Below are 24,049 nucleotides of genomic sequence, written 5' to 3' on the forward strand. Positions count from 1 at the left end.
CCGGTCATCCATGACATTGGCGGAATTGGAGCAGGCGGCTGGCTGCCCATTGGCTTTACCATCACCCCAGTCAGGGAGTCAATGGTTTTTTATGATAGATTTTCTTATAATATAAAAGCACGCTTTTCTTAAGGGATGCCGTTTTCGATACGTTTCAGCCGTTATTGGATACAGAACCATTGCCACAAAAATATCTTTTTTATATAATTAAATTAAGATTAAAGCATTACAGATAAGGAGAAACCCATGAAAAAGATTTTAACCGTTCTGCTGAGCGCGCTTCTGGTCGCGGCGTCACTGCCGCTGGCCGCGTTTGCTCAGACAGCATCAGAGGAAACGCCTGTGATCACAGGCGATTATGTTCAGGGAGAGGTTATCGTGTGCATGGACAGCGGCAGCACCGCCCTGCGCAGCCGTTCAGCCCTGCCGGAGCTGCTGGCTGATGCGGAGCAGCTTATGACCCTGTCGGACAGCGCTGGGGATGCAGATAACGCACAGCTGCGCAGCCGTTCAGCGGCTTCTGCGGATACACAGGTGCTCGCGCTGGTTAAGGATGAAAGCCGTTCGACGGAAGCGCTGATCGCAGAGCTTGAATCCTATCCGCAGGTGGTCTTTGCAGAACCGAACTACATTACGACAAATTTTGAAACCACAGCCACAGAGACTTATCCGGATTTATCGGATCTGCAGTGGGCAAACAGTGATCAGAGCAGCAAAAATAATCCCTTTGGAAATCAAAAGGGCTTTAACATCGGGGTTCCCGACTGGAATGTTCCCAGCGCGAGCGCTGAAAGTGATAATCCAGTGGTCGCGATTCTGGATACAGGCGTAGACCTCACCAATCCGGATTTAAAGGACAAGCTGTGGACCCGGCCAGCCGGCTCAGGCCTCCCCGGCGGCGATCACGGCATTAATGTCAGCGGTGAGGGCAGCTTGGAGAACGTGGTGGACACGAACGGCCATGGGACGCACTGCGCCGGTATTGTGGGCGCAGCCTGGAACAATATGGGTGTTTCCGGCGCGGGTGAAAAGATTGAGATCATGGCGATCCAGAGCAATAACGCCATTTCCAGTAAAATTCAGGGCTTTGATTATGTCAAACAGGCCTGCCAGGAAGGGGTTAACGTCAAGGCTGTGAACCTGTCCTGGGGCGGTCCCGGGCAGTCCAAAGCTCTGGACAGAGCCATCGAGGAAACTGGAAAGGCTGGCGCCATCGCCCTTGTGGCCTCCGGGAACTCTGGCTGGGATAATGACATCAGTAACAGCATGGCCTCAGGATTTTCAAATAATCCTTACGCGGTTGTGGTCAACTCAGCAAATCCGACAGGAACCATGTCTACCTTCAGCGATTACGGGAAACGGACCACGGATATCGTAGCGCCGGGGAGCCAGATTTTATCCACAGTACCCATGGACCAGAGCGTCTATTATCCCGAAAAGGATGAAGCGCCAGTCTGGTATGATAATTTTGAAGACGGACAGGCCCCAGCCATTTCGTTCTTTTATGATGCGGCGTGTACAGAAGCTGCGAAAGTCACCAAGATAAGCGGCGACAAGGTTTATGAAGGTTCAAAGAGCCTGAGTATAGACATTGAGGATGTTGAAAGCGGAAACGTTGTGCTTTACAGCCAACCGATGGATCTGTCGGAAAAGGCCAGTGCAATAGAGAATAAGGCCATCAGCATCAAGGTTGCGGCGGCAGGACAGAAAGTCGGCGCTTGCGCTTTACTGGTAAAAAACACAGGAGGCGAGTTTGAGAAAGTTAAAATTTCGGAAGGCTCAGCCCTTGACGGCACGTGGATGAATTACAGCGCGGCCCTTCCAAAAGATACGGATTATAAGAACTTCCAGATGAAGGTACTGTTTGCTTTCCGGGATATTACCTTTTTACCGGACAGCTCCAATCCGTCAGTGACACCAAACAGCGGCACCGTCTATGCCGACGCCATGGGCATTGGCGACGCGTCCAAAATGCTGCCCTTCGATTATAAAAACGGCACATCTATGGCAACTCCGGCGGCAGCCGGTGCGGCTGCCCTGCTCGGCAGTCAATATAACGAATCCGGCGCGGCACTGGCAGCCCGGGTGGTGGGCAGCGTGACTAAATATTCCAATTTTACGGATAAGTGCGTGTCCGGCGGGATGGTCAATGTCAGCCAGACAAGACCTTACCCGGTACTCAACAGCATTGTGGATCAGGGGGATACCGTTGAGGTTGACGGTTACTTTTTTGAAAACCTGGAGAGCGCGAAAATCGGCGGAATGGACGCTGAGATTGTGGCAAATGTGCCAGAGGCGGTTTCTGCCACCGATGGAGGAAAAGTTGTTACCCTTAAAAAGCCCGAAGGCTTTGCAGGCGGTACCGCCGAGGTATCCCTCACCACAGACAATGGTGAGGGGCATCAGACCTTTGAAATCGGCCAGAATGTAAACATCGACTACTTTGAAGAGAATCTGCCGCTTCCAGAGGATGAGGATTTTTATAAGGCGGAAAACAAACAGATTGTGGGCTATCAAAACCAGCTTTACGTCCTGCCGGACGGGCTGGAGAGTGAACCCTCCCCCGAAATATGGGCTTACAGTATTGAAGACCAGAAATGGTCAACACTCGAGCTGCCGGAGGCCTTAGTGAATCTTACCGGCGCAACCTGGAATGGCAGGCTTGCCGTTGCGGGCTTGACGGTTGATGAAAAGAATCAGCCGGTTGAGAAGCTGTGGTTCTATGACGGCCAGTGGCAGGAACAAAAGATTGAAGGACTCCCATTTGCCACTTCCCTGGTCAATGCGGACGGCACACTGATGGGCGTGGGCGGCCAATATATCGAAATTGATAAAGAAACCAATCAGGCGGCAGCGGCAGCTACAAAGGATATCGTGGCCATCGACACTAAAGCCGGCACGGTTTCAAAAGCTGGAGAACTGGCCGAAGCAAGAGTTTACGGTAAGGTAAACGCCCATGAAAACCGTCTGATCATATCTGGCGGTACAGACAGCACAGGCGAACCGGTAGGAAGTATTGAGCTCGTGACACAGAGCGAAAACGGCTATCAGGGAATGAAGGTCTCTCTTGATATAAAAAAAGGCCAGGCTTTTAACAGCATTGCCAATGCCACTGTAAAGAATGGTTTTATGCTGGCCGGTCCCCAGAGTGCGAGTGAAGACCCGGCGGCAGTAGCAGATACCTACACGGTTGATCCGCAGACAGGGGTGATAACGCCTTACGGGAAGCGGATTGACGATGGTATACTCATCGGAACAGGCGCTACAGCCTACCACGATCAGCTCTACGTGCTGGCCGCCAGCTACACAGCACCGGGCGGTTATATCTTCAAGGCAACCGCGGTTGAAACCATCAATCCTCAGCCGGGAGAGGAAGCGGACAAAAAGCCGGATGATAACAGCGGACAGCCGGTAAATCCTGAAAACAAACCGGATAATGTAAAAACCGGAATCGTTGAGGACAGCCAGACCGCGGCGTTCCTCTGTGCGGGAATGCTTATTCTGGCCGTTGCCGGACTGGCAGCCTACCGTAAAAGAAAAATAAGCTAGATTGAAAAACACCCTGCTTGCTAAGCGCAAGCAGGGTGTTTTTTATGGTCCTTTTATTCAGCCAGGCTGAAGGTCACTTCGACGCTCCCGCTCCCGAGGGCGTCGGCAAGGCCAGCAGTGTCCGTGATGGACCCGAGGCGGGTATAGCTGTAAGCGCTCTGAAAGCTTTCGTAGAACAGGACAAGACAGTTGTCCCCGTAGAGCATCAGATCGCCGGCGGCAATATGGCCTGGCCGCTCGGCGTTTGTGGGCAGTGCATCTGAGAGGAAGAAATATTTTTCGTTTCCGTTCATTTCATCCATATTCAAGGTCATGGGCATGGCGGCGGCCAGAGCCTGTGCGGGCGGAGTATCCTCCAGCTGCGGGGTGAAGACCCTGTCCCCAGCCTGAATGCGCAGCTCTGTGACAGCAGTGGCAGTGATCTCGGCCTGCGCAGTGGTCTGGACAGATGGGCCGGGTTTTTCTGATTTGGGTGCGCTTGAGGCTGTCGTGTCTGCGGCGCAGCCTGTGAAGGCAGCAGCCAAAAGCAGAGAACAGCACAGGAAAGCGGCTTTCAGGCGAATCATCACTTTTAGTACCTCCGGTTTCCTTGTTCAGAGAGTTTTGCCCATATCATAGGCCGCCTTTAAAACCAGCGGGGCGTTTTTGGCTGTGCCCACAGCGTCCAGGCCAGTGCCCCGGAGTACGCCGGCCAGCTTTGCGCGTTCAAAACAGTCGATCCAGCCCTGGAGGCCTTTGACAGCCCCATCCATTGAGTCCCTGTTTTCATCCGCCGAGGCAGCCAGCAGATAGATCTCTCTGAAAGCGTAATCTGCTGGAAACAGTGGGTTGCTGCGGTCGAGCAGTGTTTTCATCTGGCCGGACATCTCATAGAAATAGATGGGTGTCGCGAACACCAGCACGTCGGCGCTCAGCATCTTTTGTACAATGGCGTTGACGTCGTCCTGGATGACACAGCGCTCTGTTTTCTGGCAGGCCAGACAGCCCCGGCAGAAACCAATGGTTTTGCCAGCCAGACTGATTTTTTCGGCGTCGTGGCCTGCGTCCCGGGCGCCGCGTGTGAATTCATCGGCCAGTGTGTCGGAATTTCCGCCTTTGCGGGGACTGGTTGAAAGGATTAGAATATTTTTCTTCATAATGGATAACCTCTTTCTTTAAGGATTTTTTATACGCTAAGCTCACGGAGAACCTTCGCGGGGACTCCGGCGGCGATGGTGCCCGCTGGGATGTCCTTTGTGACCACCGCTCCGGCGGCGATAACTGCATTATCCCCGATGGTCACGCCAGGCACCACAGTGACATTTGCGCCCAGCCAGACATTTTTGCCGATGACCACAGGCGCCGGATGCATGGAGCTTCGTTTTTCAAGGGAAAAGTCATGGTTGAGGGTGGCCAGCACTGCGTTATGACCGATGAGCGCGCCGTCACCGATGGTGATACCGCCTTGGTCCTGGAAACGGCAGCCGCTGTTGATAAAAACATTTTTCCCCACCGTAATGTTCTTACCGCAGTCTGTGTAAAAGGGTGGGAACAGGCCGAAGGAGGCGTCCACAGGCTTGCCGGTCAATTCTGAAAAAAGTTCCCGGATTTCCTCGGGGCTGTGGTAGGCATTGTTGAGCGCGCTGGTGATCCGAAGCGCCTCCTGGCTGACCTTGTGCATAAATTCATGTGCTTCTGACCCGCCGTCAACGGTCAGGCCTTTATTTAAATGTTCTAAAAATGTGTCGAGATTCATTGGTAATCAGCTTCCTTTCAAATATTTGTTTATCATGGCTTTATTATATAACCTGACTTGCTGTAATAGCAAATACTTATATGCTATGCGATACCATGCTTGACAAGCATGGTAAACGCCAGTATACTGAGAGAAACAGAGAAAGGGAGTGCAGCCAATGGAACTGAGGGTTTTACGCTATTTTCTGGCAGTTGCCAGAGAGGAAACGATCTCCGGAGCTGCGGAGTCACTGCATGTGACCCAGCCCACCCTCTCGCGCCAGCTTATGGAACTGGAGGAACAGCTGGGAAAAAAGCTTTTTATCCGGGGAAGCAGAAGGGTTACCCTGACCGACGAGGGGGCTTTCCTGCGCAAGCGCGCCCAGGAGATCGTGGACCTGACGGACCGCACCGAGGCTGATTTTAAAGCGTCCGATGAGATTGTCGGCGGCGATGTTTATATCGGCGGCGGAGAAACCGACGCCATGCGGATTATCGCCCAGGTGGTTGGCAGAACGCGGAGGGATTATCCCCATATCCGGGTACATCTCTTCAGCGGAAACGCCGACGATGTGACCGAACGTCTGGATAAGGGGCTGCTTGATTTTGGGATTTTAATCGAACCGGGAGACATTACAAAATACGATTATATACGCCTGCCTGCCACGGACACCTGGGGATTGCTGATGCGCAGGGACAGCGTTCTGGCGGCGCAGCCCGACATTAAGGCAGAAAACCTGCTGGAGATACCGCTGCTCTGCTCAAGGCAGTCGCTGGTGCGCAATGAGCTGTCCGGCTGGTTTGGCAGCGACTCAGACAAGCTGAACGTCGTGATGACCTATAACCTGATTTATAACGCGGCCATCATGGTGCAGGAAGGCATCGGCTATGCCCTGTGCCTTGATAAGCTGGTGAACACCACCGGCGACAGCGCTCTGTGCTTCAGGCCGCTGAGCCCCCGCCTCGAGGCACAGCTGTACGTTGTCTGGAAAAAGCATCCGGCGTTCTCAAGAGCTTCAGAAATTTTTCTGAAGCAGCTCCAGGCGTTTCTGACAGAGGAGGATGGCAAATAAAAAAATAACCGCATTCCCTTTAAAGGGATGCGGTTGTTTTTTTATTTCAGAAAATTTACAAGGATAATGGAAACCCCAAGGACAGAGAGTACCACGCCGGTGGCCCGGTTGAGCACAATGGGGCTGGCCTTGTTGGCAAACTTGGCCGCAATTCTGGCCCAGAGCAGGGTAGATAAAACACAGAAAACAAGACTCCAGACATCCGGTGGGCCGCCGATGGCAAAATGGCTGACCGCGCCGGTAAAGGCCGTAAAGGCCATGACAAAAACACTGGTGCCGACAGCTGTTTTGAGCTCATAGCCCAGCACACTGGTCAGGATCAGCAGCATCATCATGCCGCCGCCCGCGCCCACAAAGCCGCAGATAAAGCCGATGGCCATGCCGCAGACCACAGACTGCACAAAGCGCTTTTTGGGGCTTGTGCCGGTCATGGTGTCCTTGGTGGCCATCACAGGTTTTACGATGAACTTAATGCCCAGCAGCAGCGTCATAAAAACTGAAAAGCCGCCCATTGCAGTGCTGGGGACAAGGCTGGAGATCCAGCTTCCAACCAGGGTAAAGCACAGAACCGCTGCCATCATGACCAGTCCGTTTTTAATATCCAGATTTTTGTGCTTGCCGTAGGTATAGGCGCTGACCGCGCTTGCCAGCACATCGCTGGCAAGCGCAATGCCAACAGCCTCATAGGCCGGGATACCCAGGAAGGTAATAAGCATCGGGCTGATCACCGCAGCTGCGCTCATACCCGCGAAGCCTGTCCCCAGTCCCGCGCCGATACCGGCGATAAAACAGATGATAAATTTAAACAGCATAGACGTTCCCCCTCGTCTGTCCGAAAGATTTTTCTGAAAATTTATGAGTATAACCTATATTCTATGCCTTAATGCGGTGAGTGTCAATGTAAAACTGCCCTCTTAATCCCTTTGCGAAAAGTCTTGACAGGCCTTAAACTTAAATCACAGGCAGCGCGCAGACCTGAAAAACTTTTGGAGGTTAACAATGGCAGTAACAGCAAATGTAAAGAGTGTCGGTTTGAAAATTGTATCAAACTATGGTGAAGAGAATGGAAAAATCGTTAAGAAGTCCAAGACCTACAGCGATGTCAAAAGCGATGCCACCAATGAGAGCATCTACAATACCTACAAGCTGATCAAGAACATGCAGGAACCCATCGGCGAGTCCTGTACCAAAACCATCGCCGAAGAGCTTATGGATGTGGCGTAAGGATAGAGGAGGAAAAAAATGGCAAATGTTTCAAAAGATTTACAGTTGATTTATGAATTGGCTAACGGCAAAAATTATACCCTGATCATTCCGGATTACAAGGACGGCATCACCGATGCCGAGATCGCCACAGGCGCAAACGGTATTTTAACCGAGGGGATTTTTGCGCCCGACGGACAGCCCCTGGCGGCGCTGGTATCCGCGGTGCGTATCGACACCACCAAAACCGAAGTGGCTTTGGCTTAGGCAGCAGGCAATGAGGGAAATCATCCGGGGCGCCGCCGCTGTGGCAGGCGGCACCCTCTCCTTCCTGTTTGGGGGACTCGATGATTTATTGGTGGTACTCACGGTTTTAGTCTGTCTGGACTATGTGTCCGGCGTTATCAAGGGAATTTACAGGCATGAGCTTTCCAGCGCGGTGGGCTTTTACGGAATACTGAAAAAATTGATGCTATTTCTGGTGGTCAGCGCTGCATTCATGGTCCAGAGGATCATAATGGCCGAGCTGCCCATCCGGGATATCACCGTGCTTTTCTACATTTCCAATGAAGGCATCTCACTGGTCGAAAACGCCGCAGAATTTATTCCCATTCCTGATAAGCTTAAGGCCGTACTCAAGGAATTTACAAAGGATGAAAAGGAAAAGAAATGAGTATTTTAGAGGTACAGAGAATTTTATCCCACCTGGGCTATAACCCGGGTGAGCACGATGGACTGGACGGCCCGAACACCCAGGCAGCCGTCAAAGCCTTTCAGCGAAAGGCTGGCATCAAGGCTGACGGTATTGCGGGACCGGTAACCCGGGGACATCTGGCAGAGGCCTATAAAAACAGCCGCGCCAGTGAACACTTTGCCATGAGCGAATACCAGTGTGACTGTGATGGCATGTACTGCGGCGGTTTCCCCGAGCTCATGGAGGAGGCCCTTCTGGCCCAGGTTGAAAACCTGAGAAACCGCCTCGGTCGCCCGGTCATCATCACCTCCGGCGTGCGCTGCACACAGCGCAACCATGAAGTGCGCGGTATCGAGTACTCCAAGCATAAGATCGGCTGCGCCGCAGACCTGTACTGCCCCGGCGTCCACTATTCCGAGGTGGCCGCTGTGGCCAGAGAGCTGGGGCTGGGTGTGATTGAATACCCTGAGCAGCGGTTTGTGCATGTGGAGGTATAGAGAAGAAAAACCGGGCATTGGGAGACGTTCCAATGCCCGGATTTAAATGAATGTGAGATACTAATTGACGGTGCTGGTGATTACTGGACTGAATTTGTCAGGCTGTGTCTCGGTGTAATACGTTTCAAAACCAGCAGCGTCAGCTGCCTTGCTGGCCCCCACATAGTGGAAGGCGACGTCGAAGCCGTAGGATTTGCCGTAGGACTGGAAGGTTGACACAATCTGATCCTGATACAGGTTACCAGTCATGGTGACAGCTTCTAAACCAGGGTATTGCTGCGTGACAGACCAGGTTGTGGAGGTTGTGTTTGTATAGCGAAGGGCCCAGTTCTTTGTGAGACCATTGCCCTTTGCTGTGGCCAGGGATTGATGAATATTATCGAAAGGAATGGCTGATGTTGTAAGAAATGAAGAGACACCGATAAATTTTTTATCAAACCAGATCGCCCCGGCATTGATTGTCCTGTCCGAGCCATGACGGAAATCATCCGATAGTTTAAATGGATTCCCGCCGTCGCCACGTATCATGGCCTGGAGTTGGGGTGTGCCCATTCCAGAGCTTCCGCCAAAGCTTTCGAGTGTAGCAATCTCCTTGCTGCCGGCGGCCGCCTTTAGGCTGTTTACAAGATCATCTTCACTGGCCCAGGAATAGGATTTATAGTTGCCGATGGTCATTTTTACATTTTTGACGTAGTCCTGGTATTCTCTGTGCTGGGTGTAGCTGTTTCCTTTAAAGCTTTGATGGCTGTACTCAGTTTTCGGCTCAATGTAGATGCCTAGACCGTAGGTGTAATCTGCGCTGTCTACTCCGATCTCTGTTTTTACATGAACATCTGTCAAGGCTGGTGTAATCGCGGGTGTGTCTCCCGTCATCGGCGAATCGGCGTATACATAGAAGGCGGCCTGGCCTGCCTGCTGTACCCATACATTTGAAACCCGGGCGTTTCCAGATAAGCGGACGCCATATTTGCCATATTTAACGCTCGACTGTTCGAGATCGCCGCCAGCCTTAACATGAACCGCGGCGATGTGGTCATAACGGTAGTTGTCCGGTTTCACGGTGCTTTGGGGTTCATAGTAAGGTGTGCCCATTCCAATGGAACGCGGCGCGATAACCTCGGTGTTTTTTAGTGTACCCTCCACAGCGGTCATTTCACAAAGGCCATGATCAGTGGGCATTACAAAATTTTCGGCGGTTTCACCGGCGTCTGTAAAGGCGCTGATCGTTTTGCCGTTGCCGTCGAGAACATGTCCAGCGGGAATGGTGATGGTATTGGTGACGCCGTAGATGTTGTCCGCCAGTTTCACATCGCCGTTGGCGATACCGGCGATCAAGGCTTCGAACGTTCTGACCTCGGTGACACCATTGGCCGCCGGGGATGTCTCAAACACCGCAGTATTTTCGACGGGGGATTCTTCAGCCGGCCGGGGTTCCTCAGCCGGCTGAAGGTTTTCCATCGCTTTTGGAACTTCCTTCACCGAGTTCGGGACCTCCGCGTCGTTGACGGAGTCTGTTTCCAGGCTCTCTTGTTCCGGAGTGTTCACAGCGGTGGTTTCCTCTGCGGCCGGCACATTGTCCGGAGCGTCCTCAGCCTTTACGGGATGGACACAAAGAACAGAGAACAGCATCAAGAAAATCAACAGGACGGCTTCGGTTCGGATAAAATGCTTTTTAGAAATCATTTGTTTTACCTCCTCAATTTACATAGTTTTCAAGCATTTCTTTGATGTATGGGATGTGGTCGGATGGGCAATTTGGTAAGTTATCTATATAGCAATCTTTACTTGCATCCTCTTTATAATTGGAGAAGCCTAAAGCGTGTCCACAATAGTTAACATAAATGATATTTTCGTCAATAGAATAACTTTCTTCTTTCTTATAGGATGTAGCGAAGAGTTCTTTAAACTTTTCTGCTTCCTCTGGAGTAGTTGAGTGCTCCTTTATGAAATTGTCCAGTGTTTGATTTATGTTTGCAACAATTTTGTTTTTTGCTTTTTCTAAAATGGCTTGATCATTTGTATCAAATTGTAAAGCAATGGGGACAGTTTCACCTACAAGGACACAGCTGGTAATTTTACTTCCAAACATATCTTCAAGGTTTTCCTCTAAAGTGCCTGTGGCAGCTTGCAGGTCAGCAATATCGCTTGATAGAGTTACGTCTGTGTTGTCCTTAAAAACATCCGCCAAATCGTATCCATCAAGCCAATTCTCCGCCGGGCTACCGACGAGATCGCCCTTGCAGCTATCATTGTAAGACGCAACCGTATTGCTAGAAACTGTGCAGTGGGTCAGGGTTGCTTTGGGAACTGTGGCGTTACCGACAATACCTCCCGCATACGGTGTACTCTGAGAAGCATCGCTTTCGACTGCCGAGATAGTGTTGCCTGTTGCGCTGCATTTTATAAGGATTGTGCCTGCGCCTGCGCTGCCCACCAGCCCGCCGACATCGGCGTTGCCCTGGATACTGCCCTCTGTCACATTGCATTTTTTGATCGTCGTATTGCCGGCAACCGAACCGGCAAAAGCGCCCACGTTTTCACAGGCTTTTATGTCTGTTTTTTTAATGTTCAGATTTTTTATTTCGCCTGCGCTGACAGAGCCAAACAGCCCAGTGTTATCGGATGCTGAGGTTATTTTCAGATTTAAAATGGTGTGCCCATCCCCGACAAAGTTTCCCTTGAAAACTTTGTCGGATTTTCCGATGGGTGTCCACTCTCGATTGTCCAGATCAATGTCCTGACCCAACTGAATGGTTTTTTGGGAAAAATCATTTCCGTCATTTACCAGAGATGCCAGTCCTGCCAGCTGCTCGCCGGAGGAAAGCGTAAAGCTTGTGTCGTTGTCGTTATACCAGCTGGTGTCCGCTGTCTTAGCCCATTTGGATTTCTGTAAAATATTGTTGATGTATAATTCTGTTTTTCCTGTGATCGGAGCCCGTCCGCTTGCGTCGACATAGCCTGTCATTTTGATATGGTCAATGATCTCGGCGTCTGTGGCTGGACTTTGGGCATCACCGACGTAGAAGCTTCCATCAATGTGAACAGTAGCGTTTCCGACCTCCGCGGCAGCTGTACCATCGTAGCTACAGCCGCCTGCGTAAAATCGTCCAATTTTATCGTCACTGTTACTGTCTTGTAATCGGATATTCTGAGCGTTTATTACTACATTTTCAACATTTGCAGTCTTACTGCTGAGCGCAAACCCGCCGCCAAATACTTCTGGAATGGTGCTGTCTTTAATGTCTATTGTCGCAGTATCCGTTACATTGACATTCGTACCGGCATTAAAAACCATTCCACCACCAATGATAGAGCCTGTTGTTGTGAGCTTATCAATTGTAATATTTGTATTTTCAGTTGATGCGTCGCTATTGGCGCTGTCCGAATGGCCGCCGCCCAAAACAGACGCATTAAAGTTCACAAGATTTTTAAGCGTAAGGTTTGTCGTTTTTGCTGTTGCGCTGGCATTTTTGCTTAAGGCCCATCCTCCCGCGTAAATATTTCCTTCGTCTATGCTGTTGTCACTGTTAAAATAGCCCATATTGAAGGTGCTGCTGTCGATTGAGATATGGGTGTTATTCACATTGGCTTTGGAATTTTCGCCGTCTGCGTAGCCGCCGCCCACAATTTCATCATCTATATATCCGTCGGTGATGGTGATGTTAGTATCACCGGTTACGCTGGCGTCCGCGTTGGCTTCGGTGGTCTTACCGCCGCCAAAGAGGTAGCTGATGCGGCCGCTCTTCATGGTAAAGTTGGTTGAGGCAACGGTTTTGTTAAGACCGCCGGCAACAAAGTATAAGGATAAATTGTTATTATACTTTTCCTCCAGAGGAATAATCTCCATGCCATCGCCAAATTCAAAATGATGGCCGTTGGCATACATATACCGGACGCCGTTAACGTCTATTTTGATATGGTCGAAAAGGGTGTCAGCGTCAAAGCTCAAATCTGACTGCATCACCAGTCTTCCGTTATCCCTGCCTGTAAAGTGTACGGGCTTTGTAATGGTGTATAAAGTCTCTTCGCCAAAATACACGTCTCCGCTTACATAGATCGTTGTTTGTTTATCATCGGAGGCCTTTTCAAGCGCCGCTTCCATTGTTTTCAGCGGTTTATTTTCTTCAAAACCGGAGTAGCTGTCATTTCCGTTTTTAGAATCAACATAGAGCTTATCGCTGGCGGCAATCTCAAAGGTCAGTGTCAGCTCGGCTTTCGTCTTATTTTTTCCAGTAACTTCAATGACCGAGGTTGTATTTCCTTTGGTCGTTGGTGTTCCTGTGATTTTACCATTTTCCAGGCTCAAGCCATCTGGTAAGGCCGCTTCTGCTTTAACCGCGTAAGTGGCATTGCCGATGGTGGCATCATTTTGGATGCTGACCGCCGAGGTCAAGTTGTAGGCTTCAATGGCGATACCCACGGTTCCTGTGAGATCAAGACTTGTTGGCGTCAAGGTAATCTGTTTTATTTCAGGATCATTCCCTTTAAAAGTACCGCTTCCTGAGATAATACCATTGCAGATAATTCTCCCGTTATTGATAATAGCGCCATCATTGATGAGTTCTTTATCTTCGGGAATAGTGAGTGTCTGTCCTTTGGAAATAGTCAGTATAACGCCTTTTGATATTGTCGCATTACCAGTTAAATCCACGGCTCCTACCAGTTCCACAGCCGGTGTTTGTACAAATTCGCCAAGTTTGGCGCTTGAAAGAACAGATGACAGGTAGCCCGCTGTTTTAACGAGGGTTCCATCGACTGTATTATTTGAATACTGAATTTTTCCTGGGCTATTGTCGATATGGACAATCCCTGCCGCGCCTGTACTGCCGGATTTTATTGAATCAGGGGACTTTTGAGTAAGGATTCCTGTTGTCTGGCAGTTTTCGACTTTTGACCCATCAGTTCCTTTAATCCAAGAACCAATTCCCGCAAGCTCAGTCCCGCTGACCTCGCCGGTATTTGTGCAGTTTGAAATTTCTATTGTTAATTTTTCAGAAGTATCAATGGTTCCAAAAATCCCCCCAAAGTGCCAGCCTCTTGTTTGATTAAAATAAGGCTGTGTATTATCTGAGAGATTGTTGAATTGGTCAGCCGGCCAAAGAATATCGGCGGCGTTACTGCAGCCGCTTACCCTGACCGCACCGCTTTGAAGATCTTTTTGTTCTAAAGCGCCGATTATGCCCGCGGCGCCTGTGTCCATAGCGTTGATCTGGCCAGAGAGGACATGACAGTTTTCGATTGTTATCGCGTCATAACCATAGCCGACAATTCCACCGACACCATAATATCCTTTGATATCAATGTCTTTAAGCTGAATATTTTTAAAGGCGGCGCTGCTCGCATTGCCAAAGAGACCCACAGAACACATTTTCTGAACAGGCTGGGATAAATTTGATATCATATGTTCCCCGCCATCAAAAGTTCCGTTGAAGTAACAGATGGTTACCTTGCCATCGGTTTTGCCGTAATAATCAGCTTTTGTAATATCCTCGCTCATAGATGTTTTGCCAATAGCGGTCCAGGCTTTGCCTGATAAATCAATGTCGTTCATCAGTGTAAAGGTCTTACCATCCATATTGTTGGCGGACAGAGTATTGTTGCTCTGGTCTTTTGCATCACCGTTAACCAGCGCTGCCAGGCCTGCCAGCTGGGCTGGTGTCTTGATTTTAAAGTCTGTTTCTGTATTATTAAACCAGGTGGTATCCACTCTGCTGCCATCCCAGGCGCCGACAGCTGCGGCTGCGGTGGTAATTGCTTTTGAAGTCCCTACAATGTTTGGATCGCTGCTACTTACCTCTACCTGAATGAATTTGCCGATATCATTGGCGGTTACCTCATAGCTCATATTGACGGCGCCCTCAATTTTGGTAAAAGGACCGTCTGGTGTATCGCCTGAAAACCACTGATACTGGAAATTTCCGCCGATGATGTCTAGGATGCTGATTTTGTCGTAAACCTTGGGCGTTTCATTATCCAATTTAATCTGCGGAATGTCTTCCCTGACGGTGACAACACAGGTATCGGTTTTGCTGCCGTCTGCCGTGGTAACCGTGATGGTGGTCATGCCTTTTGCTATAGCGTTAACTGTACCGTCTTTGTCTGCTTTTGCCACGGCTTCGTCACTGCTGCTCCAGATAATGGTTTTGTCCGCAGCGTAATCCGGCGTGACGGTTGCGGCCAGCACTTTGGAATCGCCGGCTTTCATGTCCAGCGTATGCTGATCCAAAGTTACGCCAGTGACCTTATTATCAAGAATACCGCTGATTTTCGCACTTGAGCTGTCTTTATAATCGCCGGTTCCTGTAACGGTCAGCCGAAGTACCTTACCGACATCTTCCCTGCTTAAAGTGTAAACCGCGCTGGTTTCACCAGGGATCGGTTCAAAGGCGGTGCCGTCGCCTCTTTGCCATAAATAGGTGACCGTGGCATTTTTGGGGATCGTGGCGGCAGTGACCTTATGTCCGACAACGGGCTGATCCTTTTCAATGGTCAGGTTAACGGCGGTGACAGAGGTTTTTGAAGCCAGCTTGCCCATGGCGCTGCTGATGGCCTCTGTTTTTGCCACAACTTCTTCCTGCGTGGTTTCGGGGAGCGTTTTTGCTGTTTCATAGGCGCTTTGGAAGGCCTGCCAGCTGGCAGCGGTGTAAGCAGTTTCCAGCTTGGCGTCGGCTGTCCTTTTCATTTCATCCAGCTTATCGGTACCGGCAAATATCAATTGCGTTTTTGCGGTATCAATTCCCTTAAGGGCAGAGTTCACCTGATCGGTTGTGGCCAGGGCGTCCGTTTCTACACGAATGGCGGTGTTGACAGCGGCGGTGTAGCTGCTCCAGGTATTTTCTTTATAGTAGCTTTCTTTCAGGGAGTAGGCCGGATTCTGGCGATCTTCCCCAATTTCTGCGCTGATGGCGGCGGTTAAAACGGTTTTGTTGGCTGTAATGACTTTGGTAGCCTCGCTTGTAACACTGCCAGTATAATGTCCATTTTCTTTTCCAGTGACAGTCAGGGTGAGGTTTTTGCCAATATCGCCTTCACGAACTGTGTACGTGCTGCCGCCGCCCACTTCCTGACCGTCTGCTTTCCAGAAGAACAGGGCATCGGATACCCCATTTTCCGGGTCAATCGAGGTGCAGGTAAGGATTTCTCCAACGGTGACGGCTTTTCCACCACCGCTCATGACAACAGCCTTGAACGGGGATGTCACCGGGAGGCTTATGGTTGCTGCGACGGAGGACGAGGCTGGATTTTCCGGAATCGCTATGATAACAGCGTCGCCAGCCGCTTTTGCGGTTACCACGCCGGCTTCATCAACGGTGGCGATGCTCTCTGTCGCGCTGCTCCACTTGATGTTTTTGTTCGTGGCGTTATCGGGTTTAACGGAAACGGTCAGGCTTAAAGTATTGCCAACCTCGATGCTGTCCGCTGCTTTCTGAATGGTGATGTTCTCAACGGGAATATCCGTTGGCGCTTTTTTGTTCACGGTGACCATGCAGGTAGCTTTGTAGTCGCCATCCTTTGTGACCACGGTGATCTTGGTCTGGCCTTCTGCCAGGGCTGTGACCTTGCCGTTTCCGTCGACTGCTGCAATTTTATTGTCCTCGGCATACCAGGCAATGGTCTTGTCAGTGGCGTTATTTGGAGCGATTTTAGCGGTCAATACAGCATTGTCACCAACGGTCATGGTGAGCTGGCTTTGATCCAGGGTTACACCGGTAACGTGAACCACCGCAGGCGTAGGTATTGGAGTTGGTTCGGGAGTCGGCGTTGGTATTGGTTCAGGTGTGGGAGTTGGAACAGGCTCCGGCTGCGGTGTTGATGGCTGCGGCGCCGGTGGATTCGTCTGTCCGCCTCCGCTGCTGGTATGATCAGCATTGCCGCTGGTATTATTGTTTTCACGCCGGTCACTGTTGTTATCGCCGTTGCTGGCGTTGTTATTCACTGCGGTGCTGGCAGAGGAATCGGTATTTTTGGCCGAATCGGCTTTGCTGTTTACGTCATTTCCGCTGGCGCTTTTTGCGATCGGGTTGGCGGAAACCTTGATGTTGGCAGGTTCAAGGCTGCCCTGAATATTTTCTTCTTTGTTGGTAATAACATTCTCGACGCTGCCTTCGCCGTTAAGGCTCAGTGGGGTTTCTGTGGCCAGTGTGCTCACCTTGGCGTCCTTTGCGATGTTCACAGTGCTGTCTTTGGCTTTGTCTGTCACGATGAGCTTTCCGACTTCGGCGCCGGCATTGAGGTTGATCTCTGCTTTGGCGTTCACGTCAAGCTTGTCAACCCTGCCATTGATGACGAGTCTGGATTCCTGAGCGTTTTCCCCGATGACCAGTGTCTTGAGCGGGCTGTCGACGGTCATTTCAGCCTTGCCGTCCAGCTTGACGGTTTCGACCTTTGCGTCTTTGGCGATGGCAACCGTACTCCCCTCACCGTTTTTAGCGATTGACAGGGTGGTGACTTTCCCGCTGAGCTCCAGCTTTGCGGGCTGGATAACGTTCAGCTCTGCCGCCTCAGATTCTTTGTCCAGTGTAAGGCGGACGTCTTTCTTGTTGAGGCTGACCTTATGCAGCGCAGTTTTTTCAAAATGGACGGAGTTCGCACCGCCGCCATTGATGTCTGTATCCTTTGATATACGGCTGTCCCGGATCATGACAGTCCCTTCTCCGACGGCCTTGTCTACGGTCAGGGTGCCGGTGATTGTGGCGTTCTCTAAAGTGACGCCGTCCGATTTAATCCGCACGTCACCATAGGTGGCCTGATCGCTGTAGGTTCCTGCTGTGTCAAAGACCTTTGCCTCTGCCTGCGTGCTGTTTTTCTTTCCGCAGCCAAAGACCAGCAAAAGAACGGTGAACACTGCCAGAAGGACGATCGCGATGTTTTTCTTTTTCATCTTTTTACCTCTCGTGTATAATTGTTTTATCTATATTTAAGGGACGTTGCCCTTGATGGGAAAATAGGGATTTCAGGTTTACCTGAAAAGCGTTGTATTTCGCGGGTAAACTAAAATGATAAAAGCGCTGGAGCATGCTTAAATCAAAGTATGGCCAGATAAACTCTTTTTGGCCGCGGGCGGCTTGGGCGGCACTGCCGGCCAGCTGTCTGTACAGAGCTTCCGGTGGTGGCTCATATATGTTTGAATAATGCTTGTATTTTTGAATTTTTTTGTCAGGGGATGGAAAGGAAGATTCATCAGAGTATTTTTTCACAGTGAGGATGGTTTGGCCAAAACGGCAGCAGCCAAAATCCGGGCTCTCCGCTGCTAAGGGAGAACCGCCCAAATCCCGCAGGATACGGCCAGCACAGGGAATCGCTTCAGCGGGCATAAAGACCTCAACTTTTTGACGGTAGCGCAGGTCTGGATAGGGGTACAGGTGCTTTAAAGGCAGGTCGCTGCACAAAAGGCATTTTAGATTTTGCGCATCAAAACCGCAGAATACCTTTGTCAGCAGCCGTTGCTGTTCTGCTTCTTTTAATATACCCTTAATTTTCCATTTTTTTAATTCTGACATGACAGAATTACTGGGTTGATCGTTTTCATACAGGCCTTCCAAACCATAGCAGATAAATGAAAGCATGTATAAACGATCTGCCTCCCGGCAGACAAGTTCCCAATTTAATTTTGAAGGAGGACGGGCCGGCGGGCGCACTTCAAGCACCGAAGCTGCCAGTTCATACAGATATTGCATTTCAACCGTATTTTCTTTCATACTATCTCCTTAAGCCCAAAAGCGATTAAATATTTCTTTAACCTTATTTGTTTATAATATTAGCTGCCTGTTTAGAAGATACAGGCACAGCTCGTTTTTCATTCGTGGAATAATGTCATTCCACGAACTTATCTGCATTCGTCCCATAAGTGCAGGGCTTTTTCGATTCTGTGACCAGATTTTGACCAGATTTTAAATGCTTTCGATTTTAGACATCTCGATACGGTCCTGTTCATCAATGGTGTGCACATAAATTTGTAAGGTTATGGTGGGAGTTGAATGCCCAAGAATTCTGCTCAGCGTTGCGATCTGCATATTTTTGCTGGCTGCGATGGTGGCAAAGGTATGCCGTAAAGCATGAAAATTCACACAGCGGATGCCTGCTTTCTTCAAAAGCTCTGAAAAAAAATTTTGATAAGCTCTCGGATCAAGATAGGAGCCATGCCGGTTACTGAACACAAAGCTTTCTTCAGTGAAGATGCCGCTTTTTTTCAAGCTCTTCTGGTATGAGTATAACAGTGTGTAGATACCGTCGTTCATAGGGATGTCTCTTTGGGAACAGACAGACTTTGTTTGGCCAAATACAATTTCGGTTTTATTTTTTCCAGGGGATTTGGCCTTGACTCGCTGGATTGAATGGCGGATATGAATGGTTTTTGACTGCAGATCAATGTCTGTCCACCGCAGGGCAGCCAACTCGCCCAGACGGATACCTGTTTTTAGTGCGAGTAAGATAGCCCGGGCCTTTTTGTCACAAATTTTATCCCTGAGTGCTTTTTCTAATTTTTGATACTCATTTAATGATAAATAAGTGGGCTTTTTCTTCTGACTGGGTGGAATCCGGATCGTTTCACAGGGATTGTTCTGAACCATTTTTAATTCGATCATTTTTTCAAAAAAGGATGACAGCAAAACAAGGTGAATTTTTATCGTTGATGGCGCCAGTCCCTTATGCTTATTTGCGTCTGTACGAAGATAATGAATATAGTCCTGGACTACCGCCGCTGTGACTTCAGTGACCGGAAAATCACCAAGCTGCGGCACAATATGTTTATAAACGATGCTGCAATAGCGCGTGTATGAGGAGGCTTTTACTGAGAATTTTTTATGTTCTTCCAGCCATTGGACAAGGCATTGTCTCAGCGTTGCGCCTCCCTGGACAGAGTTTCTCAAAGAATAATTTTCGGCCATAAGCTCTAAACTTGTCACGGGTAGATTGTTTCTCTTCTGTTTGCGAATCAGACGTTCAAACGCTACTTTTTCAGAGACACTTTTTTCAGCTTCTTCCAAAAGCGCTACAATTTCCCGATAAGTGTCGGCATAGATTGACCGATAAATTGCTTTTCCATGAATTTCCTTATAGCCAGTAATATAACGCCCTTCGTAGCGGTTATCAGAGCGTTGATATATATTTTTGCGATGCTTCTTCATTGCCTTACCTCCTTATACCATTTTTTTGACCAGATATATAATAATTATAAAACTTCAATAGCTCTAAAAGTGCTACTTAAGCAATCTGATTTTTGCAAAAAAAGATTTTTATTGTAATTTTTTTAAAAATTAATATACATATTCAATGAGAAAAGTGATATAATAAAAACAATATTTAACATTTTCTCTAAATAGCAGAATATTTTTGCTCGTGGAATGACATTATTCCACGAGCTTTTTATATTTTTGAGTTTTATTTTGATATAAGAACGATGATCCCTTTCAAAGGAAACAGTTAAAGCTTTTCTAAAAAAACAGACAAATAAAAACACGGGCATTGGAAAGTTTCCAATGCCCGTGTTTAACAACTGGCTACATCTCCTCAGCCCCGCCGGTTTTATTCAGGACAACGACCGCGGCGATGACCACAGCGATCCCGAGAATCTGAATCCAGGAGATGACCTGGCCAAACATAAAGTAGCCTAAAATGGCAGCGGTAATAGGTGAAAAGGCCGCCATCATATTGGTGATGGCCGGATCTACCAGAGAGAAAGACTTGACCCAGACATACTGGGTTAAAATCTGAGTAAAAATGCCGTAAGCGGCAATGGTCGACACCAGCAGCGCGATATTTTGGGCGGCGGCAATCTCACCGACTACAGCCCAGGGCGGGCACATGGTCCAGTAGATCAGGGCAGCGCCCAGGTTATAATAGGTGATGAGCACATTGTTGTCGATTTCATTGTTAAGTGCCCATTTGAGCAGCAGAGCAATGGCGCAGTTGCAGAACCAGTCCACCGCGATCCACAGAAGACCCATGGGGCTGATGAAAGCCTCGGGCGAAAAGACATTTAACACCATGATCATCCCCACGACGGCCAGTGAAAGTGAGATGATCTTTCCTCTGGTGATTTTATATTTAAAGATGAATGAGGACAGCAGCATTAAAATAAAGACGTGTGAAAAATCCAAAGCTGAGAAAACACCGGCGCCCATATAATTTAAGCACATGGCGTAGGAATAGTAGGTCAGAGCATTGACGATACCGCCGCCCACCAATACGACCAGCAGATGCTTCCAGCTGATTTTAAATGCCTTTGGATTTTTAATCAGCGTTTTGATGCCGTAAAAAATAATGATAATCATTGGCCCGAGCGATGAAACGGCAATATCGCTCATGCCGAAATTTTTGAGCAGTGAGATAAAAATGCTTAGAGTTCCCCAGATTATCCCGGCCAGTCCACCGAACAGTATCCCCTTTGTCAGATTGCTCTTAGTAGTATCACTCATTTTAATTTCCCCCTTACATGATTAAGCTGATGATAAATGTTTCGAATTCTTTTTCCGTGACCGACAGGCTCTCCCGGATCAACGCCTGGTATTCCTTAGGATATTCTCCGATTAACGCCTCGACGCTTTGATTTTCTTCATACATATGCTTGTTCCCCCTTAATATTTTCCGTATTCCCGTACAAATTGCAGTACGGCTTTTATTTTTTCAGGCGCTGCCTCACTAATGTGGAAAGGCGCTTTGTCAAAGCCAAAGTAGAACTGCCCCTGAGCCATGCCCGCGTCCATGAGCTCTTTGGCCTTATCCAGACATTTCTGAAGCGGGTAATGTGTCAGATAATCCAGCGGATAGGCGCAGGAGACCATGTTTTTTCCTTTAAAAGCTTTGAGTGTTTTGGCAAAATTCTGATTTTGAATAGCGATGATAATTTTGTTTTTGGGCAGCTCGGCATAATAGTCTAAATACCGGCCGTCGCTGTAATCTCCCTGAAACTGGAGGTAAAGGCAGTGTCCTTTTTCCGCTAGAGTGTTGCAGACCTTTTTAAAGGTCGGCCAGAAGAATTTGTCAAAATTTTTCGGACTGATCATGGGCGGCAGGTGGACAAAGGCACAGGCGCAGGACAGGCCGTTTTCATCTGCCGGCAGAGTATTTTCAATGTAATTGATCATGACGGGTGCCAGAGCCTCGCAGGCAGCCTCCAGCTCCTTCTTTTTCCGCCGCATGTCCAGCGAAACCTGTGTCAGGCCTCTGAGATGATCCCCGATCAAATCAAAGGGCGCGTAGAACATGGAACCGTAATAGATGGGCACTTCGTGGGCATAGGTGACGGTAAAAAGCTGGTTGTAGAAATCCGCCATCTGTTTTTTTTCAAAGAGCATGGCCTGAGCAATGGTTCGTATATCGCCCGCACTTCCCTTGCCGAGGGCGCTGTACATTCTGGGCAGGACTTTTTTGACAATGCAGTCCACTGGACTCTCGATGAGCTCAGGATATTCTGCATCGCTCAGTGCCATGACCTCGGGGTGCTGCATGATGCCGTTTTCCCGGTTCTGTATCCAGGTCCGGCTGCCCAGAAGAATGCTTTTCTGCGGCGGTATCCAACCAAGGCCAAAGGTGGCGTCGATTTCAAAATCGTCTAAAAGCTTTTTGTAGGCCTCTGTAATTAAGTTATAATCCCAACTGGCCCTCATAAAATCCAGTCCCGCGTATTCACAGGCGTAGCTTGTCTCAAAATCTGCCAGTATGGGGACGTGCGCGGCGGCCTGCCCGCACATGGTATTCTTAATGTTTTGAATGCGTTCTTCATAAATCATTTTAATCTCTCCCTTTTATTATATGCATATAATATTATATGCATATAAGTTTATAGTCTTCTGATATTTTTGTCAAGTAGTTTTTATTTTTTGTTTTTTTTACAAAAAATGCATGCTATAATAAGCCAGAGGTGAATTATGGCCAATTACAAAAAAGGAACAGAAACAAAAACAGCGCTGTACAACAGCGCGAAAAAATTTTTTTATACAAAAGGTTACAATGAAACAACCATCAAGGAAATCGTTGTGGAGGCCGAATCAAACCCCGGCCTGTTTGTCTATTACTTTGAGGGAAAAGAATCGGTAGCCATCAGTATTTTTCGTGAATTTGCGGATGCGATTACCCTTGCGCTTAAGGATATCCTTGCTCCGTTAAGAGATAAGGGAGAGGATTTGCTCATCGACATGGTGGAGTACCGGGCGTATTTTGAGTGTATTAACGCCGGCCCTGAGATTGTACGGTTTTATAATAATATTTCGGAGCTCGGCAGCTTTCCAAGGCTGGTCATCAGCTGGATGGATTTCTTCACCCATAAACGCTACAAAGACGGGCTGAAATATGAGACGAATCCTATGATCTGCGACAAAACTTATTTTGACGCGGTCGCCTCCCTGACTGCAGGTATGCAGATCCAGTTTTTCCGGGATATTATTCAGAAGAGTATCGCTATCCCCTATGAGGACGCGATCGATATGTTTTTGACGGAGTGCTACCGCTTTCTGGTGCCGGATAAAAATCAGGTTCAGGAAAATGTGCGGAAATCCCGCAAGATGGCCGGGAAGCTGAAATTTGAAGTGAGCGAATACTTTGAGGTGAAGGTGTTCCAGAAAAATTAAAAAAACCACAGCAATTCTTGCAGTATTGCTGTGGTTTTTTTAAAAGAAAACATCATTTCAAAAAAGATTTCCCATACAAATCAATGTTCTCCCCCGCTGCGTAGAGCACGCTTTTTCCAACGGGTTCGTCCTTCATGGTGTAATAATAGGTCGTAAAACAGAAGACCGGGTCGTCCCTGTCCACCAGCAGCTTATTCTGGATAAACCGGTTGGGCGTATCCATGGTGATCTCGAGGACTTTTTTGATCTCAAAGCCGTCGAGAATTTTATTGATGGTCTGGAGGTTCTTTTCGGTCATGTCTGCCATGCTCTCGGGGTTATAGCGGCCATTTAAGAGGAGCGCGGTAATGATGTAGCAGATGGGAAGTGTGTCGGAGTACAGGATCTGGCGCATTTCCACGGCCTTCATTTCCTGCCGGATCTCCCGCATTTTAATGAGGGACAGGTTAATGTCCTCCACGCTGATCTCGGTGATTTCCTCGTTAATATTGGCCTGGGGCGCAAAGCTGATGAGGTACTGCTCCTTTTCGCATTCCCGCACAAAGGTCCCTACCCGCTCCACTGCGCTCAGATACCCTTTGTTAATTAAAGAGGAGATGCTCTTGCGGACTGTGACGATGCTGGTATTATACTTTTTTGCCAGCTCGGCATAGGTGGGGAGCTTTTCTCCGGGCTTCAGGTTGCCGTAGTGGATGTCATCCATAATATCATTGATGATTTGATCGTATATTTTTACTTTCATTGGTGTCA

The 24,049-nt window shown here is 48.8% G+C and carries 19 protein-coding genes; 7 read left to right on the forward strand and 12 right to left on the reverse strand.

The window, feature by feature from the left end:
* Window positions 1-246 precede the first annotated feature (246 nt).
* Window positions 247-3,549, forward strand: coding sequence for a S8 family serine peptidase (locus B2M23_RS03610; protein ID WP_038353382.1), 3,303 nt, complete (start codon window positions 247-249; stop codon window positions 3,547-3,549).
* Window positions 3,550-3,602: 53 nt separating this feature from the next.
* Here the strand turns inward: B2M23_RS03610 and B2M23_RS03615 are convergent, their stop codons facing one another.
* The 3 genes from B2M23_RS03615 to B2M23_RS03625 are packed head-to-tail and all read right to left on the reverse strand — an operon-like array spanning window position 3,603 to window position 5,284.
* Complete coding sequence (locus B2M23_RS03615; RefSeq protein WP_110060307.1) at window positions 3,603-4,115, reverse strand: cyclophilin-like fold protein; 513 nt, start codon at window positions 4,113-4,115, stop codon at window positions 3,603-3,605.
* Window positions 4,116-4,142: 27 nt separating this feature from the next.
* A complete protein-coding gene (locus tag B2M23_RS03620; protein ID WP_038353383.1) occupies window positions 4,143-4,685 on the reverse strand; it encodes a flavodoxin family protein in 543 nt (180 codons plus the stop codon).
* Window positions 4,686-4,714: 29 nt separating this feature from the next.
* Window positions 4,715-5,284, reverse strand: a complete 570-nt coding sequence (locus B2M23_RS03625) for a sugar O-acetyltransferase (protein ID WP_038353384.1) — start codon at window positions 5,282-5,284, stop codon at window positions 4,715-4,717.
* Window positions 5,285-5,441: 157 nt separating this feature from the next.
* Between B2M23_RS03625 and B2M23_RS03630 the strand changes: the two genes are divergently transcribed.
* Window positions 5,442-6,335 (forward strand): LysR family transcriptional regulator, encoded by an 894-nt coding sequence (locus B2M23_RS03630; RefSeq protein ID WP_038353385.1) that lies wholly within the window; start codon window positions 5,442-5,444, stop codon window positions 6,333-6,335.
* A 41-nt stretch (window positions 6,336-6,376) separates the two neighbouring features.
* Here B2M23_RS03630 and B2M23_RS03635 read toward each other — a convergent pair whose 3' ends face one another.
* Window positions 6,377-7,147 carry a sulfite exporter TauE/SafE family protein gene (locus B2M23_RS03635; RefSeq protein WP_038353386.1) on the reverse strand — a complete coding sequence of 257 codons (771 nt, stop codon included), beginning with the start codon at window positions 7,145-7,147 and terminating at the stop codon, window positions 6,377-6,379.
* A gap of 187 nt (window positions 7,148-7,334) precedes the next feature.
* Here B2M23_RS03635 and B2M23_RS03640 point away from each other — a divergent pair, with 187 nt between their 5' ends.
* Genes B2M23_RS03640 through B2M23_RS21505 form a run of 4 tightly spaced genes read left to right on the forward strand, consistent with a single transcriptional unit; the run spans window position 7,335 to window position 8,729 of the window.
* Window positions 7,335-7,559 (forward strand): DUF1659 domain-containing protein, encoded by a 225-nt coding sequence (locus tag B2M23_RS03640; protein WP_038353387.1) that lies wholly within the window; start codon window positions 7,335-7,337, stop codon window positions 7,557-7,559.
* Between the two features lie 18 nt (window positions 7,560-7,577).
* Window positions 7,578-7,805, forward strand: a complete 228-nt coding sequence (locus B2M23_RS03645; RefSeq protein ID WP_038353388.1) for a DUF2922 domain-containing protein — start codon at window positions 7,578-7,580, stop codon at window positions 7,803-7,805.
* Between the two features lie 10 nt (window positions 7,806-7,815).
* The gene (locus tag B2M23_RS03650; RefSeq protein ID WP_038353389.1) at window positions 7,816-8,211 is read left to right on the forward strand and encodes a phage holin family protein; all 396 of its coding nucleotides are present in this window, start codon (window positions 7,816-7,818) and stop codon (window positions 8,209-8,211) included.
* The gene (locus B2M23_RS21505; protein ID WP_052237387.1) at window positions 8,208-8,729 is read left to right on the forward strand and encodes a peptidoglycan-binding protein; all 522 of its coding nucleotides are present in this window, start codon (window positions 8,208-8,210) and stop codon (window positions 8,727-8,729) included. The genes B2M23_RS03650 and B2M23_RS21505 overlap by 4 nt, the downstream gene beginning before the upstream one ends.
* Before the next feature lie 60 nt (window positions 8,730-8,789).
* Here B2M23_RS21505 and B2M23_RS03660 read toward each other — a convergent pair whose 3' ends face one another.
* From B2M23_RS03660 to B2M23_RS03690, 7 genes are all read right to left on the reverse strand, one after another.
* On the reverse strand, window positions 8,790-10,412 hold the full coding sequence (locus B2M23_RS03660; protein ID WP_038353390.1) for a hypothetical protein: 1,623 nt from the start codon (window positions 10,410-10,412) through the stop codon (window positions 8,790-8,792).
* A gap of 13 nt (window positions 10,413-10,425) precedes the next feature.
* Window positions 10,426-17,610, reverse strand: coding sequence for an Ig-like domain-containing protein (locus tag B2M23_RS03665; protein WP_052237388.1), 7,185 nt, complete (start codon window positions 17,608-17,610; stop codon window positions 10,426-10,428).
* 4 nt (window positions 17,611-17,614) lie between these two features.
* Window positions 17,615-18,427: a nucleotidyltransferase family protein gene (locus tag B2M23_RS03670; protein ID WP_038353391.1), complete on the reverse strand. Its 813-nt coding sequence runs from the start codon at window positions 18,425-18,427 to the stop codon at window positions 17,615-17,617.
* A gap of 192 nt (window positions 18,428-18,619) precedes the next feature.
* Window positions 18,620-19,858: a tyrosine-type recombinase/integrase gene (locus tag B2M23_RS03675; protein WP_038353392.1), complete on the reverse strand. Its 1,239-nt coding sequence runs from the start codon at window positions 19,856-19,858 to the stop codon at window positions 18,620-18,622.
* A 372-nt stretch (window positions 19,859-20,230) separates the two neighbouring features.
* Entirely contained in the window at window positions 20,231-21,148 is a 918-nt protein-coding gene (locus B2M23_RS03685; protein ID WP_038353394.1) for a DMT family transporter, read from the reverse strand.
* 13 nt (window positions 21,149-21,161) lie between these two features.
* Window positions 21,162-21,293, reverse strand: coding sequence for a hypothetical protein (locus B2M23_RS21660; RefSeq protein ID WP_278286446.1), 132 nt, complete (start codon window positions 21,291-21,293; stop codon window positions 21,162-21,164).
* Between the two features lie 14 nt (window positions 21,294-21,307).
* Entirely contained in the window at window positions 21,308-22,462 is a 1,155-nt protein-coding gene (locus tag B2M23_RS03690) for a uroporphyrinogen decarboxylase family protein (RefSeq protein WP_038353395.1), read from the reverse strand.
* 138 nt (window positions 22,463-22,600) lie between these two features.
* On the opposite strand from B2M23_RS03690, the gene B2M23_RS03695 reads away from it, so the two are divergent.
* On the forward strand, window positions 22,601-23,299 hold the full coding sequence (locus B2M23_RS03695) for a TetR/AcrR family transcriptional regulator (RefSeq protein ID WP_052237389.1): 699 nt from the start codon (window positions 22,601-22,603) through the stop codon (window positions 23,297-23,299).
* A gap of 52 nt (window positions 23,300-23,351) precedes the next feature.
* On the opposite strand, the gene B2M23_RS03700 is transcribed toward B2M23_RS03695, so the two are convergent.
* Window positions 23,352-24,041, reverse strand: coding sequence for a GntR family transcriptional regulator (locus tag B2M23_RS03700; RefSeq protein WP_038353396.1), 690 nt, complete (start codon window positions 24,039-24,041; stop codon window positions 23,352-23,354).
* Window positions 24,042-24,049 lie beyond the last annotated feature (8 nt).

The organism is Eubacterium limosum (assembly GCF_000807675.2).
GTDB lineage: Bacteria > Bacillota > Clostridia > Eubacteriales > Eubacteriaceae > Eubacterium > Eubacterium limosum.

Excerpts from the sequence above, each read along its gene's own strand:
- B2M23_RS03610 (WP_038353382.1), top strand. The coding sequence starts at position 247 with ATGAAAAAGATTTTAACCGTTCTGCTGAGCGCGCTTCTGGTCGCGGCG.
- B2M23_RS03615 (WP_110060307.1), bottom strand. The coding sequence starts at position 4,115 with ATGATTCGCCTGAAAGCCGCTTTCCTGTGCTGTTCTCTGCTTTTGGCT.
- B2M23_RS03620 (WP_038353383.1), bottom strand. The coding sequence starts at position 4,685 with ATGAAGAAAAATATTCTAATCCTTTCAACCAGTCCCCGCAAAGGCGGA.
- B2M23_RS03625 (WP_038353384.1), bottom strand. The coding sequence starts at position 5,284 with ATGAATCTCGACACATTTTTAGAACATTTAAATAAAGGCCTGACCGTT.
- B2M23_RS03630 (WP_038353385.1), top strand. The coding sequence starts at position 5,442 with ATGGAACTGAGGGTTTTACGCTATTTTCTGGCAGTTGCCAGAGAGGAA.
- B2M23_RS03635 (WP_038353386.1), bottom strand. The coding sequence starts at position 7,147 with ATGCTGTTTAAATTTATCATCTGTTTTATCGCCGGTATCGGCGCGGGA.
- B2M23_RS03640 (WP_038353387.1), top strand. The coding sequence starts at position 7,335 with ATGGCAGTAACAGCAAATGTAAAGAGTGTCGGTTTGAAAATTGTATCA.
- B2M23_RS03645 (WP_038353388.1), top strand. The coding sequence starts at position 7,578 with ATGGCAAATGTTTCAAAAGATTTACAGTTGATTTATGAATTGGCTAAC.
- B2M23_RS03650 (WP_038353389.1), top strand. The coding sequence starts at position 7,816 with ATGAGGGAAATCATCCGGGGCGCCGCCGCTGTGGCAGGCGGCACCCTC.
- B2M23_RS21505 (WP_052237387.1), top strand. The coding sequence starts at position 8,208 with ATGAGTATTTTAGAGGTACAGAGAATTTTATCCCACCTGGGCTATAAC.
- B2M23_RS03660 (WP_038353390.1), bottom strand. The coding sequence starts at position 10,412 with ATGATTTCTAAAAAGCATTTTATCCGAACCGAAGCCGTCCTGTTGATT.
- B2M23_RS03665 (WP_052237388.1), bottom strand. The coding sequence starts at position 17,610 with ATGAAAAAGAAAAACATCGCGATCGTCCTTCTGGCAGTGTTCACCGTT.
- B2M23_RS03670 (WP_038353391.1), bottom strand. The coding sequence starts at position 18,427 with ATGAAAGAAAATACGGTTGAAATGCAATATCTGTATGAACTGGCAGCT.
- B2M23_RS03675 (WP_038353392.1), bottom strand. The coding sequence starts at position 19,858 with ATGAAGAAGCATCGCAAAAATATATATCAACGCTCTGATAACCGCTAC.
- B2M23_RS03685 (WP_038353394.1), bottom strand. The coding sequence starts at position 21,148 with ATGAGTGATACTACTAAGAGCAATCTGACAAAGGGGATACTGTTCGGT.
- B2M23_RS21660 (WP_278286446.1), bottom strand. The coding sequence starts at position 21,293 with ATGTATGAAGAAAATCAAAGCGTCGAGGCGTTAATCGGAGAATATCCT.
- B2M23_RS03690 (WP_038353395.1), bottom strand. The coding sequence starts at position 22,462 with ATGATTTATGAAGAACGCATTCAAAACATTAAGAATACCATGTGCGGG.
- B2M23_RS03695 (WP_052237389.1), top strand. The coding sequence starts at position 22,601 with ATGGCCAATTACAAAAAAGGAACAGAAACAAAAACAGCGCTGTACAAC.
- B2M23_RS03700 (WP_038353396.1), bottom strand. The coding sequence starts at position 24,041 with ATGAAAGTAAAAATATACGATCAAATCATCAATGATATTATGGATGAC.